This window comes from Bacteroides sp. CAG:633 (assembly GCF_000435115.1).
In the GTDB taxonomy this organism is placed as follows: domain Bacteria; phylum Bacteroidota; class Bacteroidia; order Bacteroidales; family Bacteroidaceae; genus Bacteroides; species Bacteroides ndongoniae.
This window is the reverse complement of sequence record NZ_FR882998.1, coordinates 1-5,510: the sequence shown is the minus strand read 5'-3', so window position 1 is coordinate 5,510 and position 5,510 is coordinate 1. Positions and strand designations below refer to the sequence as shown.

Annotated in this window: 8 protein-coding genes; 6 read left to right on the top strand and 2 right to left on the bottom strand. The window is 44.7% G+C overall.

The features are described from left to right. Positions 1 to 131: 131 nt before the first annotated feature. From QVP67_RS02440 to QVP67_RS02425, 4 genes are all read left to right on the top strand, one after another. Positions 132 to 545, top strand: a complete 414-nt coding sequence (locus QVP67_RS02440; protein WP_022161966.1) for a hypothetical protein — start codon at positions 132 to 134, stop codon at positions 543 to 545. Positions 546 to 751: 206 nt separating this feature from the next. Next, positions 752 to 1,075 carry a helix-turn-helix domain-containing protein gene (locus tag QVP67_RS02435; RefSeq protein WP_022161965.1) on the top strand — a complete coding sequence of 108 codons (324 nt, stop codon included), beginning with the start codon at positions 752 to 754 and terminating at the stop codon, positions 1,073 to 1,075. 12 nt (positions 1,076 to 1,087) lie between these two features. Continuing rightward, a complete protein-coding gene (locus QVP67_RS02430; protein ID WP_022161964.1) occupies positions 1,088 to 1,381 on the top strand; it encodes a helix-turn-helix domain-containing protein in 294 nt (97 codons plus the stop codon). Continuing rightward, positions 1,378 to 1,689 (top strand): helix-turn-helix domain-containing protein, encoded by a 312-nt coding sequence (locus QVP67_RS02425; protein ID WP_022161963.1) that lies wholly within the window; start codon positions 1,378 to 1,380, stop codon positions 1,687 to 1,689. The genes QVP67_RS02430 and QVP67_RS02425 overlap by 4 nt, the downstream gene beginning before the upstream one ends. A gap of 25 nt (positions 1,690 to 1,714) precedes the next feature. On the opposite strand, the gene QVP67_RS02420 is transcribed toward QVP67_RS02425, so the two are convergent. Beyond that, positions 1,715 to 3,040, bottom strand: a complete 1,326-nt coding sequence (locus tag QVP67_RS02420) for a site-specific integrase (RefSeq protein WP_022161962.1) — start codon at positions 3,038 to 3,040, stop codon at positions 1,715 to 1,717. Positions 3,041 to 3,060: 20 nt separating this feature from the next. Further along, the gene (locus QVP67_RS02415; protein ID WP_032944613.1) at positions 3,061 to 4,284 is read right to left on the bottom strand and encodes a site-specific integrase; all 1,224 of its coding nucleotides are present in this window, start codon (positions 4,282 to 4,284) and stop codon (positions 3,061 to 3,063) included. A 403-nt stretch (positions 4,285 to 4,687) separates the two neighbouring features. Between QVP67_RS02415 and QVP67_RS02410 the strand changes: the two genes are divergently transcribed. After that, positions 4,688 to 5,110 carry a hypothetical protein gene (locus QVP67_RS02410; protein WP_022161960.1) on the top strand — a complete coding sequence of 141 codons (423 nt, stop codon included), beginning with the start codon at positions 4,688 to 4,690 and terminating at the stop codon, positions 5,108 to 5,110. A 49-nt stretch (positions 5,111 to 5,159) separates the two neighbouring features. Continuing rightward, positions 5,160 to 5,510, top strand: a 351-nt coding sequence (locus tag QVP67_RS02405) for a hypothetical protein (protein WP_288179824.1), incomplete at its 3' end; no start/stop codon positions are given.

Here is a 5,510-nt window from a genome sequence, read left to right as displayed (position 1 = left end):
AGAGACTTTTGCGTGCAGCTTATGCTATGCCTAAAAATAGCGTGAGCTCATGCATTATCTACAATGGGCTTACCAGAGCCCCTACCTGAAAATGTGTGAGTTTCACGCTTTTATTTATAACAGGTAGAGGTATGGCAAAAGTTCAGATCGTATTCGCAATGACCATCGACGGTTACTTCCCGGATGATGACAAGCTGATGGAATGGATAAGAGAAGACAGGAACGGATTCCTTCTCTGGAAACAGCACAGCACATTTTCCATAGCCCCTGACTACCCGATGGTCGATCTTATCTGTTTCAAGGATACCACTTCCTCTGATTCCATATTCCAGGCAATAATATCCGAACGTGAAGATACGGAAATATTACGCAGACTGTCTGTATATCACCTTCCCGACGAAATTGTCATCTATATGCTGCCTGTAATTTCCGGCCATGGAATACGAATATCTGATTTTCTTGATTCCTGCTCCTGGAATCTGCACTCCTCAAAAAGTTTCCGTAACGGTATTTGCCGTCTGATATATCGCAAAACATTGCAATAGCTTCTCGCAACTGCAATGTTTCTGCAACGTTACCCAAACATGTCTTTTTGAATTTCTATTTTTTATCTCACTGTAATCCAGTGGGATATATTTTTATGTGGGTGTGTCTTGCTGCATTGGTCCATGTTTTGGCCTATATCATAATGAAACCTGTTGCGCAACACGGTGTAAAAAATGGAATTATTACACTAAAAACAGAATTCATTATGATACAGATAGACAGGGAGACATTCCAGATGATGCTCCATCAGATAATGGAACGGTTTGACAGGATAGATGACAGACTGAACCGCATGAACAGGCAGACGGCCGCCCTTGAGGGTGACAAGCTGCTTGACAACCAGGATATGTGCGAACTCCTTGGTGTTACCAAGCGTACCCTTGCACGCTACCGCCAGAAGAAGCTCGTCACATACTACATGATTGACGGACGTACCTATTACAAAGCTTCGGAAGTTCAGGACTTCCTGAACAAAAAGGGAAAGGTGCTGCCTGCGAAAATAAAAAAGGAACTCGGTCTTCAATCCTAATAAAATGACGGTATGGAAATTATATGTATGGAAAAACAGACCTTTGACGAATTGGTTGTCCGCCTCAGCCTGATTGAGAAAAAAGTCATCGGTCTATGTAGTCAGACCAAAGACGCGGGACTGAAAAAATGGATGGACAATCAGGAGGTATGCGGGGTTCTCCGAATATCCAAGAAAACACTTCAGGTATATCGCGAGAAAGGACTGTTGCCTTTCACCCGGATCAAGAACAAGTTCTTCTACAAACCGGAAGATGTACAAAGCCTGTTGGAATCAAGTTATCACCCACAAAAAAGAAAGCCATGAGTTACGATCTTATAAACAGAAAAGACCAGCGGATTGATACTATTTTCAAAGGGCTGGAAAACATGGAGCGCATGATAGACGCAATACGGACGGCTCCAAGGCCCGCATTTCACGGTGATTATTTCCTCACGGACGAGGAACTTTCAAAGCTGTTGAAAGTAAGCCGGCGTACCTTGCAGGAATACCGGACCCTCGGTGTGATACCTTACTATCTTGTGCAGGGAAAAGCCCTATACAAAGAGTCAGACATACAAAAAGTTCTTGATGACGCTTATAAAAGATGCAGGGAAGAACAGCGATGGGTATGAAGCAAAAGTAAAAGAAACGGCCTCTTTACAAGGTCGTTTCTTTGTTGTCGGACAATTGGTATCCGAATCTCCTTCTTCGTTTCCTGACAATAACATCTTCTTCATACAGACCAGGAATCCGATCCATTCCGGCTGCTTTCAGCCGTTTCATGTCCTCGTCCACTTTCCTGTCAGTCACTTTGGCGTAAAGCTGCGTGGTCTCAATACGCATATGCCCCATCATTTTGCCGACTGTCTCGATTGGAACACCCAATGAAAGGGTTATATGGGTTCCGAAATTGTGTCGTGCCTTATGAAATGTAAGTTCAAATCCGTAAACTTCACCCAACTGGTGGGCGAGCATAATGAAATACGTACGACTATACAGATTGAAGACCTTGTCATCCTTTCTCTGTTCCCGATATTTCTCTATTATCTTCAACGGAATATCCAGCAATCGGACAGAAGACAGTGTTCCTGTTTTCTGGCGATGGATATGGATCCACCATGAACCGTCTTCAGATTGGGTAATATCATTTACCCTCAATTTTTTCAAATCCGTATAGGCAAGTCCGGTAAAAGTGGAGAAGATGAACATATCCCTTACAAACTGAAGCTGTGGCTTCTCGACAGGTGTTGTAAGCAGTGTCTTCAGATCTTCCAGCTTTAGATGACGACTTTTCCGTTTGGGCAGTTCAGGATGAAGGCGACAATACGGATCACGGCGGATTGTTCCCTGGCTGACAGCCCGCATGGTCATCTTCTTCAGCCTGTAAAGATGTTCATGCACGCTCTTCGGGCTTAAATTCCTGTCCGTCCTGAGAAAAAGTTCAAAGTCATCGTAGAACACACGGTCAAGACTACGTAGCAGTACATCCTCTACGCCGCGTTTTTCCTGCACGAAAGCCGAAAGGTGCTTATATGAACGTAAGTAGGAATCATAACTCTCCTTTATACGATCCACACCGATACGTTTCTTAAACTCCTCGTTATGCTCTCTGAAAAGAGCCAGCAGAGTTAGCGGTTTCTGACCGACTCCCATCACGGCATTCTTTACCTGCTCTGCCGTAATAAATCCCAGACTGTTCTTAATCCGCCTGTAATGCTCCTTGATTTCTTTGGTCAGATCATCAATAGCCCGGTTGACGGTAATGGCATTCTCACTGCGGCCGTCAGCCCGTCCTTTTTCAGGATTCCAGATTGCCGGATTGACGGATACTTTCGTTCCTATCTGTTCCCATTTGGCATCTATGCTTATCTTGCACAGCAACTGGCACGTTCCATCCTTACGGACTTTGGTGCGGTTTATATAAAACAGTATCGCAAATGTACTGCGACGTTTGATTTCCATATTGTCAGTATTTCTTTTCATAATCCTATTTTTTGCCATTGTCAAATAACTACAGAAAACCGCTCAGCAATTATTTTATCCAATGCTTTCGTATCTGTATCTATCTTATTGTCTGTCACCTTTGCGTAATGCTGTGTGGTCTCAATACGACTGTGCCCCAACATCTTGCTGACCGTTTCAAGCGGTACGCCATGGGAAAGTGTAATTTCTGTCGCATAGGTATGACGGGCTGCATGGAAGACCAGCTTACGTCCTATACCGCAAATTTCGGCGATGCGTTTCAGATAACGATTCAATGAACTGTTGGAATACATGGGGAGAAGCTTTCCTTCAGGAGCCATATCGCGGTATTTTTCAATAATATGGAACGGCAGTTCCATAAGCGGTATTTCAAAATCTACACCGGTTTTCTTGCGAGAACTCCTGATCCACCAGGTACCATCTTCCGCGAGAGAAAGGTTTTCATTTGTCAGCAGACACATGTCGCTATAGGGAATACCCGTATAACAGGAAAACAGGAACATATCTCTCACATGATAAAGAATCTGATCATGGAGAGGTGTTGTCATAATCCTATTCAATTCTTCGGAGGTGAGATATTTCTGTTCCGGTTTCGGATGTACCGGTTCATATCCGACAAACGGGAATACTGTTATTATACCGTCAGCAATAGCTTCTCCGACAATTGTTTTCAGTTGGACGGTAAGATTGACTATTGTGCCTGAAGCCAGACAACATTCCGTACGTAGATACAAGTCATATTTTTCAATGAAGGAACGGTCCAATGCGGCAAAAGGGATATCTGACAGCTTATATTGCATCTGTAAAAAACGTACCAGATGATTGTAGGAATTGCGGTAAGCCCTCAATGTCTTTTCCGTACGATTGATCCCAACGCGTTTCTCGAAATTTCTAATGAAAAGTCTGAAATAGCTTAATAGGGTTTCTTGTTCCGAAGCCATCCCCAAAAGTTGATGCTTTACATCCTCTGCTGTTACATCCTCACGGATTGCAGATTGTTCCGCATAGATGCCGAGCGCGGCAGCACGTATTTCATCCAGTCTGTTGTTTATGTCTCTTGCCGCAACACTTTTTCCACACGCCCGTCCGGATGACCACAATGACTGTGGCACACGAAACTTGACACTGAATGCTGTTTCAGAGTGCTTGCCGACAATAAGCCGTGCCATCACGGGACAGTTTCCCCTGGCATCCGCCTCGCTCTTTTTAAGGTAGAACGAAACCTTTACATCTGTCTGATTCATAATCTGTTCCATTGTTTGCAAAATTAACAGAGACAGAGTTAATCATCGGCATGTAAAATATCGTCAGACATCGACAAAGCTATCACCATTGACTTCCGGAACCTATATTTTTCATATCTCTAAAAAAATAAGTACCTTCGCTAAGCCAAAATGATGAAACTGCGTTCTTTACGGTCGGAGCAGAAAGGATTTTCAAACAACTCCATACAACTGGAATGGGCAACGGATAGGTAGCAATTTTTTCGCTTAACTATTCAAAAAACGGCTTCAAAGCACACATTTACAAATGCGGAATAATGCTGCGTATCTCCCTGAAAGCCCAATAGTTTACATTATTCTTCCTAAATCCATCCGAAATCGGGCGAGTTTCACTATTTTTGTTCCCAAACATTTTCAATGCAACATGAATCTATCTATTCAGACCAAACAATTAGGGAAACGCAGATGCTGCATCGAACCCATGCAAATAGAGTTGCCGGACGAAACGCTTACAGATGTGCGAAGCCTCATCACCGCCATTGTCCGCCGGCAAGTGGAAGGACACAATCAACGTCCCGGTGAAAACGATTTATTGAAATACCTCACGCAAGAGGAGATAGACGACCGCGCCGAGTCAGGCAAAGTGGGCTTCGGTGTAAACTACAACGGGGAAAAGGCCTCCGCAGAGGCTGCCGTAAAGAATGCCCTGCAAGCGTACGAAGACGGTATCTTCCGCCTTTTTGTCAATGATGAAGAAGCCGGTACCGCTGACACCTCCCTCGTACTGAGAGAAGGGGACCGACTGACGTTTGTTCGCCTGACCCTGCTTTCGGGCAGGCTATGGTAAGTAGCCCCTATCCTGTACACCCCTCAATAAACCAACTGTATACAAAACCATGAAAACACTATTCTTTCAAAAAGAGCTCAACAAACAGGCAGACAGTTATCTGCAAAGCATCTACGATTACCGCAAACAAAACCTTGACCCGGAGAGTGCCCGGCTCTGCGCCGACTTCATAGACTACCACTGCGGAACGGTCGGTGTGGAAGTGCGGGACAGCCGTATTCTGTCCACATACCGACGCATCCTTTTGGAAGACGGCATCACCGACACAGCGAGGCTGATGGAAAGCCCCCGCCTGTCCAAGCTGATAACCTATCTGTTAGGCAGCGCAAACGCACGCTTGTTTGCCTACTATCTGAAACAAGAGGCACAGTGTACCTACACCCGCGGCTACTTCCGCCGC

What these genes read in the sequence shown, in the direction of transcription:
- QVP67_RS02420 (WP_022161962.1), bottom strand. Translation starts at nt 3,040, where the DNA reads ATGAAAAGAAATACTGACAATATGGAAATCAAACGTCGCAGTACATTT.
- QVP67_RS02410 (WP_022161960.1), top strand. Translation starts at nt 4,688, where the DNA reads ATGAATCTATCTATTCAGACCAAACAATTAGGGAAACGCAGATGCTGC.
- QVP67_RS02435 (WP_022161965.1), top strand. Translation starts at nt 752, where the DNA reads ATGATACAGATAGACAGGGAGACATTCCAGATGATGCTCCATCAGATA.
- QVP67_RS02430 (WP_022161964.1), top strand. Translation starts at nt 1,088, where the DNA reads ATGGAAATTATATGTATGGAAAAACAGACCTTTGACGAATTGGTTGTC.
- QVP67_RS02425 (WP_022161963.1), top strand. Translation starts at nt 1,378, where the DNA reads ATGAGTTACGATCTTATAAACAGAAAAGACCAGCGGATTGATACTATT.
- QVP67_RS02415 (WP_032944613.1), bottom strand. Translation starts at nt 4,284, where the DNA reads ATGAATCAGACAGATGTAAAGGTTTCGTTCTACCTTAAAAAGAGCGAG.
- QVP67_RS02440 (WP_022161966.1), top strand. Translation starts at nt 132, where the DNA reads ATGGCAAAAGTTCAGATCGTATTCGCAATGACCATCGACGGTTACTTC.